Annotated in this window: 11 protein-coding genes; 1 reads left to right on the forward strand and 10 read right to left on the reverse strand. The window is 66.2% G+C overall.

Annotated elements, in window-relative coordinates:
* Window positions 1-32: 32 nt before the first annotated feature.
* From rsmD to thiL, 4 genes are read right to left on the reverse strand one after another with little or no spacing between them, the layout of a single operon-like run.
* Window positions 33-656 (reverse strand): 16S rRNA (guanine(966)-N(2))-methyltransferase RsmD, encoded by a 624-nt coding sequence (gene rsmD / locus ASG77_RS19965; RefSeq protein ID WP_056349156.1) that lies wholly within the window; start codon window positions 654-656, stop codon window positions 33-35.
* A 9-nt stretch (window positions 657-665) separates the two neighbouring features.
* The gene (locus tag ASG77_RS19970; protein ID WP_056349639.1) at window positions 666-2948 is read right to left on the reverse strand and encodes an ATP-dependent DNA helicase RecG; all 2283 of its coding nucleotides are present in this window, start codon (window positions 2946-2948) and stop codon (window positions 666-668) included.
* Window positions 2938-3948 carry a DAK2 domain-containing protein gene (locus tag ASG77_RS19975; protein ID WP_056349159.1) on the reverse strand — a complete coding sequence of 337 codons (1011 nt, stop codon included), beginning with the start codon at window positions 3946-3948 and terminating at the stop codon, window positions 2938-2940. Before ASG77_RS19975 ends, ASG77_RS19970 begins: the two co-directional genes overlap by 11 nt.
* A 22-nt stretch (window positions 3949-3970) precedes the next feature.
* Window positions 3971-5011 (reverse strand): thiamine-phosphate kinase, encoded by a 1041-nt coding sequence (gene thiL / locus ASG77_RS19980; RefSeq protein ID WP_056349162.1) that lies wholly within the window; start codon window positions 5009-5011, stop codon window positions 3971-3973.
* Window positions 5012-5132: 121 nt separating this feature from the next.
* Here thiL and ASG77_RS19985 point away from each other — a divergent pair, with 121 nt between their 5' ends.
* A complete protein-coding gene (locus ASG77_RS19985; protein WP_056349165.1) occupies window positions 5133-5636 on the forward strand; it encodes a DUF3515 domain-containing protein in 504 nt (167 codons plus the stop codon).
* 102 nt (window positions 5637-5738) lie between these two features.
* On the opposite strand, the gene ASG77_RS19990 is transcribed toward ASG77_RS19985, so the two are convergent.
* The 6 genes from ASG77_RS19990 to leuC all read right to left on the reverse strand — a co-directional run bounded on the left by ASG77_RS19990 (window position 5739) and on the right by leuC (window position 12267).
* Window positions 5739-6887 carry a D-alanine--D-alanine ligase family protein gene (locus ASG77_RS19990; protein ID WP_056349168.1) on the reverse strand — a complete coding sequence of 383 codons (1149 nt, stop codon included), beginning with the start codon at window positions 6885-6887 and terminating at the stop codon, window positions 5739-5741.
* A 2-nt stretch (window positions 6888-6889) separates the two neighbouring features.
* Entirely contained in the window at window positions 6890-7939 is a 1050-nt protein-coding gene (locus ASG77_RS19995) for an NAD(P)H-dependent glycerol-3-phosphate dehydrogenase (RefSeq protein WP_056349171.1), read from the reverse strand.
* Window positions 7939-8706 (reverse strand): lysophospholipid acyltransferase family protein, encoded by a 768-nt coding sequence (locus tag ASG77_RS20000; RefSeq protein ID WP_056349174.1) that lies wholly within the window; start codon window positions 8704-8706, stop codon window positions 7939-7941. The genes ASG77_RS19995 and ASG77_RS20000 overlap by 1 nt, the downstream gene beginning before the upstream one ends.
* A gap of 10 nt (window positions 8707-8716) precedes the next feature.
* Window positions 8717-10042: a UDP-N-acetylglucosamine 1-carboxyvinyltransferase gene (gene murA, locus ASG77_RS20005; RefSeq protein WP_056349177.1), complete on the reverse strand. Its 1326-nt coding sequence runs from the start codon at window positions 10040-10042 to the stop codon at window positions 8717-8719.
* A 158-nt stretch (window positions 10043-10200) separates the two neighbouring features.
* Entirely contained in the window at window positions 10201-10803 is a 603-nt protein-coding gene (gene leuD / locus ASG77_RS20010) for a 3-isopropylmalate dehydratase small subunit (RefSeq protein WP_056349180.1), read from the reverse strand.
* Window positions 10804-10812: 9 nt separating this feature from the next.
* Window positions 10813-12267 (reverse strand): 3-isopropylmalate dehydratase large subunit, encoded by a 1455-nt coding sequence (leuC, locus tag ASG77_RS20015; RefSeq protein WP_056349640.1) that lies wholly within the window; start codon window positions 12265-12267, stop codon window positions 10813-10815.
* Window positions 12268-12357: the final 90 nt, after the last annotated feature.

The raw sequence follows: 12357 nt of genomic DNA on the forward strand, positions 1-12357 counted from the left end.
CTCCCCGCGTCCCAGGCGTCCCGAGCCAGGCCCTAAACCTGCTTCGGCGACTGCTCCTCAATAACGACGTCCGGCGCGATGGCGTCCGGCACAAATGGCTCCGCGAACCAGAGCCGCGTTTCGCCGTACTTCTTCTCGGCAAACCGTTCCAGGCCGGCGGGCCAGAACGGCTCCGGTGAACGCGAGGACCGCTCCACCACCACCACGGCCGCCGGAGCCAGATGATCGGCGAGTTTGCCCAGCACCGCCGACAGGGCAGGGTCATCCAGCGGATAGGGCGGGTCCAGGAACACCAGGTCCCAGCTGGCCGTCTCCGCCGTGCGCTCCAGGAAGGACTCCACCTTGGACCGGTGGACAGTCACCGCTTTGCGGCCCAGCACGCCGTTGATCAGGTCCGCGTTGCGTTGGCACACGGAACTGGCCTTGGCATCGAATTCCACGAGGTCGACGGCCTCAGCGCCCCGGCTGCCGCTCTCCACGCCCAACGATCCGGACCCTGCGTACAGGTCCAGGACCCTGGCACCGGCAATGATCCCGAATGCGTCGAGCCGGGAGAACAGTGCTTCCTTCACGCGGTCGGTAGTGGGCCTGGTCAGGGAGCCGGGGACGCTGACCAGGGGGGTCCCGCCTGCGGCGCCCGCGATGATGCGGCTCATGTCCGCCTCCTATCCGCGCTCAAGGAACGCCTCCTTCTCGGGGTTCAAGTACTCGTCAATGGCCTCCGCCAACCGCGGATGCCGCGCCAGGGCCGGATCCGAGCCCACAATTTCCTGGGCGTCCTGGCGCGCCTGCGCAATGATGTCCTCGTGTTCCAGCACGCGCAGCAGTTTCAGGGTGGAGCGGCCGCCGGACTGCGACGCGCCCAGGATGTCGCCCTCGCGGCGCAGCTTCAAATCCTCCTGCGATAGCTCGAAGCCGTCGGTGGTTGCCGCCACGGCATCGAGCCGGCGCCGGCTCGGGTGCCCGCGTTCGAGGTTGGTGACCAGCAGGCATGTTCCGGGAAGCCCGCCACGGCCCACCCGGCCGCGCAGCTGGTGCAGCTGGGAAATGCCGAAACGGTCGGCGTCGAGGATCACCATCAAGGTGGCGTTATGGACGTCGACGCCGACTTCGATAACGGTGGTGGAGACCAGGAGCTTGGTCCGGTTGGCGGTGAAGTCGGCCATCGCGGCGGACTTCACTGCCGTGTCCAAACGGCCGTGCATCGGCCCAAGGGGCACACCGGCCAGGGCTGGCTCCTGCTGGAGATGTTCGACGACGGCGGTCACCGACGCGAGCTCCCGCGCACCGCCGTCGCCCGCCAGGTCAGCCGCGGAAGGTTCCGCTTCCCCGGGGCTGAAGTCGCCGTCGTCGTCCGTTCCGATCCTGGGGCACACCACGTACACCTGGTGCCCGGCGTCGATCTCCTCACGGGAACGGGACCAGATGCGGTCTGCCCAGCCGGGGTTCTCGGCGAGGCCCACCACATGCGTGGAAATCGGCGCCCGGCCAGCCGGCAGCTCGTCCAGGACGGACGTTTCGAGGTCGCCGAAGACCGTCATGGCCACGGTGCGTGGAATGGGCGTGGCCGTCATGACCAGCAGGTGCGGCGGTTTGTTGGCCTTTGACCTGAGGACGTCCCGCTGCTCCACACCGAACCGGTGCTGTTCGTCCACCACGATCAGGCCAAGGTCGTAGAACGCGACGTTGTCGCTGAGCAGCGCGTGCGTGCCAATCACAATCCCGGCGGCGCCGGATGCGGCGTCCAGCATGGCCCGTTTCCGGGCGCCGGTGGGCATGGAGCCGGTGAGGAGGGTGACCTGCACCGCCCCTTCGGCCAGGCTGCCCAGCAGCCCGTCCGCGGACAGCATCGGGTCGCGGGACAGGGAGCCCAGGGTCCGCCGGATGGATTCGAAGTGCTGGGCGGCGAGGACCTCGGTGGGCGCCAGGAGGGCCGCCTGCCCGCCGGCATCCACTACCTGCAGCATGGCCCGCAGCGCGACGATGGTTTTGCCCGAGCCGACCTCACCCTGCAGCAGCCGGTTCATGGGGCTGTCCTGCGCCAGCTCCGTGGCCAGCGTTTTTCCGACGGCGGCCTGGCCGCCGGTGAGCGTGAAGGGCAGCTGCCTGTCGAACGCCGCCAGCAGCCCGTCCGTGGCCGGGCGCCGCGCCGTGGCTTCCTCGGCCGCAAGCTGGGCACGGCGCCGCGCCAAGGCCGCCTGCAGGACCAGGGCCTCCTGGTAGCGCAATCGCTCCTGGGCCTTCATCCAGTCAGCCTGCGATTCCGGCCTATGGATGAGCCGGTAGGCCTCGGCCACGGGAAGGAATTTCTCCCTACGGGCCACAGCCTCCGGCAGCGGATCCGGCAGGGCATCCAGATCCACGGTTTCCAGGAGCGTGGCGATGACTTTCTGAATCGACCAGCTGGTGAGCTTTGCGGTGGCCGGGTAGACCGGGATGGGCATCGCGGCGAGCTTTTCGGGGTCCATGGCCGGCATGTCCGGGTCCTCGTCGAGGAGGTGGAAGTCCGGGTTGGTCAAGCCCAGGGACGCTCCGTAGCGCGTCACCTTGCCGGAGAACATCACGCGCCGGCCCGGCAGGAGCTGCGCCTGTGCCCGGTGTCCGCTAAAAAAGGTGATCTTGAGCGTGCCGTGCCCGCTGCCGGGGCCTACCGCGGAAAGGCGCGGACGGCCGTGGGAGGCGGCGTCGTCGGTGATCACCACATCGGTGATGGAACCACGGCGCGTATGCATCTTGCGCGTGCTGTTGGAGAGCACCCGCGCAAAAAGCGTGACCTCTTCATCCAGCGGCAACTCGCTGATGGGCGTCAGTTCACCGCGGTTCAGGTAGCGGCGCGGGAAGTAGTTCAGGAGGCCGCCGACTGTGGCGATGCCCAGGTGCTTCTCAATGGCCGACGCTGACCGCTTTCCGATCAGGCGTTCCAGGCCCAGGTCCAGTTCAGCGCTCATGCCCACTGGAGTTCACCGGAGCTGGTTCGGGTTCGCGGGCCAGGGCGAGTTCGCTGACCGAAATGTCGCTGGGCTCGCCGAGGGAACGGATCAGGGCGACCGCGGGAGCGGCGTCAGGGACGTGGACATGGACGCGCCACCGGTAGCTGCCCTCAGCATCGGCCATACTGTCCACCTGGCTCATGATGACGGACTCGCCGACCTCGTCGAGCCGCTGGCGCAGCGTGGCCGCGCTGAGCGGCGAAAGGCTGATGGTGCACATGACCTCAACGCCGTCGTCAGCCGGCATATCAGCGTGGATGTGGGGGTCCTGGACGTCATATCCGTGCAGCCCGTCGAGGAGTTCATCCTGCAGCTCCTCGCCAAGGACGGCGGAGCGAAGGCAGTCGAGGATGAGCAGCATACCAACGCCCCCGGCATCGACCACATGCGCGGCTTCAAGGGCCGCCAACTGGCTCTCGGTGCTGACTACTGCTTTCAGCGCGCCGTTGACTGCAGCGTCGAGGGCTTTGCCCAGGGCATGGTTGCTGTCGTTGCCGTTGTGTCCGGCGTCCACTGCCGCGGCGGCCCGGGCCGCGGCTTCCATTACCGAAAGCATGGTGCCTGGCACGGGGTCGCTCAACGCGGACCAGGCCCGGATCTGGGCACGGTTCAGCGCGGCGGCCAAGAGGGTTGACGTCAGGCGGGTGTGACCGGCCAGGGGTTCAGCCGCGGCGCAGAGAAAGACTGAGAAGAGGGTTCCGGAATTGCCGCGGGCCTGCTCCATCGCGGCCCTTCCGGCACGCGCCAGCACCGCTCCGACATCCGCCTGGCCGGCGTCAGCCGGGACTGCCGCGCCTAGGACCGCAGGGCCGGTGTGCAGGGCACGGGCGGCCGCCCGAACGGTCAGGTAAAGGTTGGTGCCGGTGTCACCGTCCGCCACGGGGAAGATGTTGATGGCATTGAGGCGGTCGCTGTGGTTGGCAATGGCGGTTTCAGCCTTGTCCAACCACCGCTTCATCGCTTGCGCGTTGGCGGCAACCTTAGTCTGCAAAGTGATCCCATCCCCCGGTGCCAACGGCGTGGCCCGCAATTGTGACGCCCGGAAGTGTGGCGCTTCCCAAGGCTTGTACTGAGCCTATCGCAGTGAATCCGGCAGGCAGCTGAACGCCGGCCGGAAATGTGGCCAGGAGCCCGTGGTCCTCTCCCCCGCCCAGCACCCAGGCCATGGGGTCAGCCCTGAGAAGGTCCGACGCCGGACGCAGGGCTTCCGCGAGGGGTTTCAATGCCGCGGGGTCAAGGTCAAGGACGACGCCGCTGGCGGCGGCGAGGCGGCCGCCGTCGCGCATCAGGCCGTCCGATATATCCAGCATGGCAGTGGCTCCTGCTGACCTGGCCAGCGGCCCCGCGGACAGTGGCGGCCGTGGCCTGCACTGCACTTCCACGAGCGCCCATTGCGCGGGCGCCAGGGATTGCACAGCAGCCTCTGCTTCCAGGAGCGCAAGCCCGGCCGCGGCCCTGCCCACCGTACCGGCCAGGGCCACAACGTCGCCTGCACGGGCCCCCGACCGCAGGACCGCGTTGCCGCCAGCCAATGAGCCCAGCACGGCGACTGTCACGGAGATTTCCCTGCCGCGGCCCAAATCGCCCCCCGCCACCGAACAGTCTGTGGCCCCGAGTTCCCGGATTCCCGCAGTCAGGCCGTCGGCCAGGTCCGCCACCCAGCTGACAGGGGTGTCGGGCGGCAACGTCAGGCTCACCACCAGCGACGTGGCCACGCCGCCCATGGCGTTGATATCGCTGAGGTTCTGGGCCGCCGCCTTCCAGCCGACGTCGAAGCCCGTGGTGCGGTACCCGTTGGGCCATTGGAGCCGGAAGTCCTGGTCCTGCACCTGGGTATCGATGCTGATTACTGTCCTGCCATCCGGAGCGGCGATAATGGCGGCATCGTCTCCCGGGCCAAGCAGGGTTGCCGAACCGTGCGTTCCGGCCATTTCCAGCCGCGGAAAGATCCGGGCCAGCAGTTCGGCTTCGGACAGCGCGGCGACAGTCAGCGTTTCTTCAGTCAACGGAATTTCAGGCACCTCCCTACGCTACAGCGCGGCACCGACATTGCTGGTCCGCCCCTTGTTGTGGAGGGCCTTGCACGGGCGTCCGGTCCTTCCTGCGTCCCGCTCCATACGGCGGCGACGCTAGGCTGGATGGATGCGCAATCCCCGTTTTCCCTTGCCTGTCCGCGTGTCCGGAATCCTGCTGACCGCGGCCGTCACTGGAGCCGCTTTGTCCGCCTGTGCCCCGACTGTGGATGTCACCGCCGCGGGCGACGCGGCGAACCCGGCCTGCGCTCCGATGATGGTGGCCCTCCCGGACGCCATCGGCGATGCTGCCCTGCGGAAAACCAACAGCCAGGCCACCGCCGCCTGGGGGGACCCCTCACAGGTGATCCTGCGCTGCGGCGTCAACGTTCCAGGCCCGACGACGGACCGGTGCGTCAGCGTCAACGGCATCGACTGGGTCATCAAAGAGGGCGATCCGGTGTGGACCCTGACTACCTTCGGCCGCGAACCCGCCACGGAAATCCTGATGGATCCGGAGAAGATCAGCTCCGCGACGGTCCTGGCGGATCTTTCCGCCTCAGCCGGAAAGATCCCGGCCAGCAGGAACTGCGTGGGTCAGGAAGACCTGCAGAACCTGCCGTCCAGTCAGTAGGTCGCGACACGCTCGACCTCCGGGGACAGGCTTGAGCACCGGGTTTCGACAGGCTCGACCACCGAAAGTCCGCCCGGGGGTTTCGACAGGCTCAACCTCCGGCTACCGCAGGCCTGTCTTCCGGTTCAAGGCCAGATGGATCAGCTCATCAATCAGGTCCGCGTAGTTCAGGCCTGATGCTGCCCACATCTGCGGGTACATGCTTTTGGGCGTAAACCCGGGCATGGTGTTGATCTCGTTGATGATCAGTTCGCCGTCGGGCGTGTAGAAGAAGTCCACTCGGCTCAGGCCTTCCGCACCCACAGCGTCGAAGGCAGCTGCCGCGAGTTCCCGGACCCGCACGATGGCTTCCTCGGGAATGTCGGCGGGGCAGCTCAGCGCGGCGGCGTCGTCCTCAACATACTTCGCGTTGAAATCGTAGAATTCGTGCGTTCCGGCGGCGACGGAAATTTCGCCCGGCATGGATGTCCGGGGGGAATCGGTCCCGCGTCCTTCCAAGACCGCGCACTCAATCTCACGCCCTACGATGCCAGCCTCGATGACCAGTTTGAGGTCGTGGCGCCGGGCTTCCTCGACGGCGGCGTCGAGTCCCTCGAGCGAGTCAACTTTGGAGATCCCCATGGACGAACCCGCCCGCGCCGGCTTGACGAACACTGGAAAGCCGAGCTGGTCCACCTGTTTGCGGACGGCCTCCGCGTCCTTGACCCACTGCCGGTCCGTGACGGCAATGTAGGGCCCCACGTGCAGCCCGGCGGACTCGAACACAACTTTCATGTAGTGCTTGTCCATGCCCACAGCCGACGCAAGCACGCCGGCGCCGACGTAGCGGGTGTCGGACAGTTCCAGGAGTCCTTGGATGGTGCCGTCCTCGCCAAAGGGACCGTGAAGCAGCGGAAACACCACGTCCACCGTGCCGAGTTCCTGCGGGACCTGGTTCGGCGAGGCCACGATCAGCTGATGCTCGCCGCCGATCTCGGCCAGTGTCACGGTTTGTGATGACGGAGCGACCTCCGGCAGCGACGACGCGGACAGCGACCACTGGGCGGTATCCCCCGAAGCCAGCACCCACTGCCCCGATTTGGCGATGCCGATGGGGATGACTTCGTACTTGTCTTTGTTGATGGCGCCCAGCACGCCGGCGGCGGTCACGCAGCTCACGGCATGCTCGCTGGACCGGCCACCAAAAAGCACCGCGACACGGGGTTTGGCCCGGGGGGCTGAGTCCGCTGCGGTCAGGTTATCGTCGGACATCGTCAGTAATCGCCTTCGGGTTTCAGGTCCCGGGCCAGCAGCAGCGGCCCCAGTTGGTCAACGGACAGTTTGCCGGCCAGGACGGCTACGACGGCGGCAGTAATGGGCATTTCGACACCCAGCTTCCCCGCAAGTTCGTGCACGGCCTGGCCGGATTTAATACCTTCGGCGGTCTGCGTCATCTTCAGCGCCAGCTCATCAAGCGTGAGGCCCTCGCCCAGCAACCGCCCGGCAGTGTGGTTTCGGGACAGCGGTGAGGAGCAGGTGGCCACCAGATCCCCCAGGCCCGCCAGCCCGGCCATGGTCCGTGCCTCGCCACCAAGGGCAAGGGCGAGCCTGGATGTTTCGGCCAAACCCCGGGTGATCACGGAGGCCTTGGTATTGTCCCCCATCTGTTTACCTTCACAGATGCCCACGGCCAGCGCTATGACGTTCTTGACGATACCGCCAATTTCCACGCCGACGACATCCGCCGTGGTGTACGGACGGAAGTACGGTGCGGTGCAGCTCCTCGCGATCCAGCCCGCGGCCGCCGCATCGGAACAGGCCACCACAGAAGCAGTCGGTTCCTCCCGGGCGATCTCCATGGCCAGGTTGGGACCGGAAACCACGGCAATGCGGTCCTTGGGAATACCCAGTTCGTCGCTGATCACCTCACTCATCCGGGAGTCCGTGCCGAGCTCGAGGCCCTTCATCAGGGACACCACCATGGCGTCAGCGGCGATCAGCGGCTTCCATTCACGGAGCTGGAGTCGCAGTGACTGTGCAGGAACGGCCAGAACCACCAGGTCTGCGCCCGCCAGCACGTCACGGACGTCTGTGGACGCCGTGATGCTGGGCGGCAGCTCTGTGTCCTTCAGGTACTGGACGTTTCGGTGGGAGCTGTTTATCTGTTCCACCACTTCGCTGCGGCGGCCCCAGATCCGGATGCTCCGTTCTTCCCCCGCTGCCCGAGCTGCATCGGCGAGGATCTTGGCGAATGTGGTTCCCCAGGAACCGGCGCCCAGGACGGCGACGGAGCGGGCGGAACCCTGACGGCTTCCGTCGGCCATCAGGTGGCATCCGCAGCGTCGTCAGGATTTTCCCGCACAACGAAGCGACCGTGCGTGGCTTGATTGTGCTTGGAAGGGTCCCAGCGTTCAGCTGGCGGCTCCTCCCCGCGGATGTCGGCCAGCAAACCGGTCACGGCATCCATGATCTTCTCGGTAGCCGCGGTCAGCGTTGCTTTGTCCAGTGGCCGGCCCATGAACTGGCTGAGGTCAACGGGCTTGCCCACCATCACCCTGGACGTCCTGCGCGGGAAAAGGTGGAACCGCTTCGCATAACGCGGGAACACCTCATGGGCGCCCCAGTGCGCGATCGGTACCACGGGAATGCCGCCTTCCAAGGCAAGGCGGGCAGCGCCGGTGTGGCCCTTCATCGGCCACAGCGCGGGATCGCGGGTGAGTGTGCCTTCGGGGTAGATGATGATGGCCCCGCCGTCCGCCACAATCTGCTGGGCGAGCTGCAACGAGCGGTTCGCTCCCGCCGTCGAACGTTCCACCGGGATCTGCCGGGTGGCCCGCAGGACCGCGCCCAGGACCGGAACCTTGAACAGCCCGGCCTTCGCCAGGAAGTGCGGGGCGCGCTTCTGGTTGTAGAGAATGTGCCCCACGATCAGCGGATCGATTTCCGTGCAATGGTTAGGCGCGGCAATAAACCCGCCGGCGGGGAGGTTCTCGAGGCCTTCCCACTTCTTGTTCATCATTGCGTTCAGCACCGTGCGCACTATGGCCGCGACCACAACGAATGTGGCCTGGCTCTTGGCCGTTTCCTTCACGTGCCCACCGCTACTTTGTCGAGGTGATGTCGAAGTCGGCACCGAGGCCGGACAGCTTTTCGGTGAAACGTTCGTAGCCGCGGTTGATGATGTCGATCCCGGTGACGCGCGACGTGCCCGAAGCGGCCAGCGCCGCGATCAGGTGGCTGAAGCCGCCACGCAGGTCCGGTACGTCGATGTCGGCGCCCTTGAGCTGGGTGGGACCGGAGATGACGGCGGAGTGGAGGAAGTTGCGCTGGCCGAAGCGGCACGGCACGCTGCCCAGGCACTCGCGGTGCACCTGGATGCTCGCGCCCATCCGGATGAGCGCGTCGGTGAAGCCGAACCTGTTTTCATAGACGGTCTCGTGGACGATCGACACGCCTTCGGCCTGGGTCAGGGCCACGACCAGCGGCTGCTGCCAGTCGGTCATAAAGCCGGGGTGCACATCCGTTTCCAGGACCAGCGGGTTGAGCTTGCCGCCCCGGTGGTAGAAGCGGATGCCGTCCTCGCCGATGTCCATGCCGCCGCCTACCTTCCGGTAGGTATTCAGGAACGTCATCATGTCCCGCTGCGAGGCGCCTTCGACGAAGATGTCACCGCGGGTCACCAATGCTGCCGAAGCCCACGACGCCGATTCGTTGCGGTCCGAGAGGGCGCGGTGGTTGTAGCCGCCCAGGTCCCGGACGCCTTCAATGCGGATGGTCCGGTCGGTCTGGACGCTGATGATGGCGCCCATCTTCTGCAGCACTGCAATGAGGTCGATGATCTCAGGTTCCGTGGCAGCGCCGGAAAGCTCCGTGATCCCTTCGGCGCGGGTGGCGCTGAGCAGAACCTGCTCCGTGGCGCCGACCGAGGGATACGGCAGATTGATCTTGGCGCCATGCAGGCCCTTGGGCGCAGAAATGTGAATGCCGCCCGGGCGCTTTTCCACCACGGCGCCGAACTGGCGGAGCACGTTCAGGTGGTAGTCGATGGGCCGGTCACCGATCTTGCAGCCGCCAAGGTCCGGAATGAAGGCCTCACCGATCGCATGGATCAGGGGTCCGCAGAGCAGGATGGGGATCCGCGAATCACCGGCGTGGGCATCGATCGCCGTGCTCGGGGCGGTTTTGGCCGCCTTCGGATCCAGGGTGAGGTCGCCGCTGACGGGATCCTTGACCACCGTCACTCCGTGCAGCTGCAGGAGCGAGGTGACAACCTCGACGTCCTTGATCTCCGGAACGTTCCGCAACACCGACGGCTCGTTGCCCAGCAATGCTGCCACCATTGCCTTCGGAACAAGGTTTTTGGCCCCCCGGACGCTGACGCGGCCTGTAAGCGGGACTCCGCCGCGGATTGTCAGAACACTACTCATATACCGGTTTCCTTACGATTACTCGCCCCAAAATCCTTGCAAAGGCTCCAGCTAAGCATAGGAGGTTGCGTTACCGAACCGAAATACGGGCGCCGAAAGCCTCCGGCGCGGCGCCGTGAAGGCGGCTCCGTCCGGGGCGGGAAATTCCGGGCTCCGGCTCAGGAAAGGCGGGCCGGAAGCGTTGTGGGCATGAAGGCCGGACGGGTGGCTTCGAAGGCCGTGATGTCCTCTTCGTGCTGGAGTGTCAGGCCAATGTCGTCCAGGCCCTCCAGGAGGCGCCAGCGTGTGTAATCGTCGATTTCAAAGGGTGCCACGATGCTGCCGCAGATGACAGTCTTGGAGACGAGGTCAACGGTAACTTCGGTGCCGGGGGCATTCTCGAGCTCTTTCCAGATCAGCTCGATGTCGTCCTGGGCGAGCTCGGCGGCCAGCAGCCCCTGCTTGCCGGAGTTGCCGCGGAAAATGTCGGCGAAGCGTGATGACAGGACCGTCTTGAAGCCGTAGTCCTTCAGCGCCCAGACGGCGTGCTCGCGGGACGATCCCGTGCCGAAGTCCGGCCCGGCCACCAGCACGGAACCGGCACTGAAGGGCGCCTGGTTCAGGATGAAGGCCGGGTCCTTGCGCCAGGCGGAGAACAGGGCGTCTTCGAAGCCGGTACGGGTGATCCGCTTGAGGTAGACCGCGGGGATGATCTGGTCCGTGTCAACGTTGCTCTGGCGCAGCGGGACGCCGATGCCCGTGTGGGTGGTGAACTTTTCCATGGCGGCCTCCTAGGCTGCGTCGGTGCGGATGGCGGCGGATTCGGGAGCCGGATCTAGGTCCGACGGCGAACTCAGGGTGCCACGGATGGCTGTGGCCGCTGCCACCACCGGCGACACCAGGTGGGTGCGGCCGCCCTTGCCCTGGCGGCCTTCGAAGTTGCGGTTGGAGGTCGAGGCGCAGCGCTCCCCCACCTCGAGCTGGTCCGGGTTCATGCCCAGGCACATCGAGCAGCCGGCGAAGCGCCACTCGGCACCGAAGTCCTTAAAGACTTTGTCCAGGCCTTCAGCCTCTGCTTCCAGCCGCACGCGGGCCGAACCGGGTACCACCAGCATCCGGATATTGGGGTCCTTCTGGCGGCCACGGATGATATCCGCGGCGGCGCGGAGGTCCTCCATGCGTGAGTTGGTGCAGGAGCCCAGGAAGACGGTGTCCACCCGGATCTCCTTCATGGGCGTACCGGCGGCCAGGCCCATGTACTGCAGGGCGCGTTCGGCGGCCGCCTTGGCGTTTTCGTCGCCGAAGTCCTCCGGGGACGGCACCTTGGCGGAAAGCGAAACGCCCTGCCCCGGGTTCGTGCCCCAGGTGACAAACGGCTCCAGCGTGTCGGCGTCCAGGTGCACCTCGACGTCAAACGTCGCGTCGTCGTCGGTCCTCAGCGTGTTCCAGTACTCGACGGCGGCATCCCATTCGGCGCCCTGTGGCGCGTGCGGGCGGCCGTTCATGTAGTCGTAGGTGATCTGGTCCGGGGCCACCAGTCCGGCGCGGGCACCGGCTTCGATGGACATGTTGCAGATGGTCATCCGCGCATCCATGGACAGCGCGCGGATGGCGGAACCGCGGTATTCGAGGACGTAGCCCTGGCCTCCGCCGGTGCCGATCTTGGCAATCACGGCAAGGATGATGTCCTTGGCGGTGACGCCGGGGCGCAGGGTGCCTTCGACATTGATCGCCATGGTCTTGAAGGGCTTCAGGGACAGCGTCTGGGTGGCCATGACGTGCTCCACCTCGGACGTGCCGATGCCCATCGCCAGGGCACCGAACGCGCCGTGGGTGGAGGTATGGGAGTCGCCGCAGACTACGGTCATGCCAGGCTGCGTGAGGCCAAGCTGCGGGCCAACCACGTGCACGATGCCCTGTTCCGCGTCGCCGAGCGAGTGCAGGCGAACGCCGAACTCCGCGCAGTTGTTGCGCAGCGTCTGAATCTGGGTGCGGCTGGTGAGATCGGCAATGGGCTTATGGATGTCCAGCGTGGGAGTGTTGTGGTCCTCCGTGGCGATGGTGAGGTCAGGGCGGCGCAGCTTGCGGCCGGCCAGTCGCAGACCTTCAAATGCCTGCGGAGACGTCACCTCATGGACAAGGTGAAGGTCAATGAAGAGGAGGTCGGGCTGGGCATTGGCTCCTTCGCCCTCGCCTTTGCGCACCACATGTGCGTCCCAGACTTTCTCGGCCAGTGTCTTTGCCACGGCCATCTCCCTTCACTGCTGTTTGGCTGTTTGGTTCCACTGAACCAGCAGGGCTGCATTTTGTGCCAGCCCAAAGATTTGCATCTCAGA

The organism is Arthrobacter sp. Soil762, from assembly GCF_001428335.1.
GTDB lineage: Bacteria > Actinomycetota > Actinomycetes > Actinomycetales > Micrococcaceae > Arthrobacter.

Bases quoted from the DNA above. Each gene is read 5' to 3' on its own strand.
- rsmD (WP_056349156.1), bottom strand. From the start codon at position 656: ATGAGCCGCATCATCGCGGGCGCCGCAGGCGGGACCCCCCTGGTCAGC.
- ASG77_RS19970 (WP_056349639.1), bottom strand. From the start codon at position 2,948: ATGAGCGCTGAACTGGACCTGGGCCTGGAACGCCTGATCGGAAAGCGG.
- ASG77_RS19975 (WP_056349159.1), bottom strand. From the start codon at position 3,948: ATGAAGCGGTGGTTGGACAAGGCTGAAACCGCCATTGCCAACCACAGC.
- ASG77_RS19985 (WP_056349165.1), top strand. From the start codon at position 5,133: ATGCGCAATCCCCGTTTTCCCTTGCCTGTCCGCGTGTCCGGAATCCTG.
- ASG77_RS19990 (WP_056349168.1), bottom strand. From the start codon at position 6,887: ATGTCCGACGATAACCTGACCGCAGCGGACTCAGCCCCCCGGGCCAAA.
- ASG77_RS19995 (WP_056349171.1), bottom strand. From the start codon at position 7,939: ATGGCCGACGGAAGCCGTCAGGGTTCCGCCCGCTCCGTCGCCGTCCTG.
- murA (WP_056349177.1), bottom strand. From the start codon at position 10,042: ATGAGTAGTGTTCTGACAATCCGCGGCGGAGTCCCGCTTACAGGCCGC.
- leuD (WP_056349180.1), bottom strand. From the start codon at position 10,803: ATGGAAAAGTTCACCACCCACACGGGCATCGGCGTCCCGCTGCGCCAG.